General features: G+C 43.0%; 1 protein-coding gene. It reads left to right on the plus strand.

Annotated features, from left to right (window positions below; genetic code table 11):
- Positions 1-22: 22 nt before the first annotated feature.
- A partial coding sequence (locus QQK00_RS18805; protein ID WP_284219236.1) for a hypothetical protein occupies positions 23-637 on the plus strand: 615 nt, incomplete at its 3' end.

Consider the following 637-nt stretch of genomic DNA (forward strand, 5'->3'; position numbering starts at 1 on the left):
GCATAATCATGTCAATAACCGCATGAGCATCACCTTTGCCGATGGCACTTTTACAGCCACTGAGTTTGTGGCCTTTGCGCCGAATATAACGACTGTTGATTTATCTACCAATAGTTTCTCTGAATATTCTGGACAACATGAAACGGGCGGGTATACAGTCAATAACAGTAATCGCGGGATTGAGTTGAATGGCAATACTTGGCAAAAAACGGCATTTAACTACACCTTCACAGACAACACTTATTTAACCTTTGAGTTTAGAAGTAATGCATTGCAAGGCGAACGTCATACTATCGGCTTTGATACCGATAATTCGCTTAGCACACGCGATGCAAAAGTCTTTGAAATATGGGGCAGCGAAACAGGAAAAAATGGCGAAGATGATCGTATCCCTCGTGTTGCCAACTACACTGGTAATGGCGATTGGCAGACATTTACTATAAAAGCAGGAGATTATTTCAACGGCGACATGCAATACCTTGTCTTTGGTAATGATGACGACATTGATGATAATGCTAACAGCCAATTCAGAAACATCCGCGTAGGTGAATTAGCGCCTGAAAGCACAAGCCTCAGCTACACTGGCCAAAGCAGTATTACGGCGAAAGCAGGTACTTTCATTCGTGAATCAGTGGCC

Source organism: Agaribacter marinus, from assembly GCF_030160655.1.
GTDB classification, from domain to species: domain Bacteria; phylum Pseudomonadota; class Gammaproteobacteria; order Enterobacterales; family Alteromonadaceae; genus Glaciecola; species Glaciecola marina.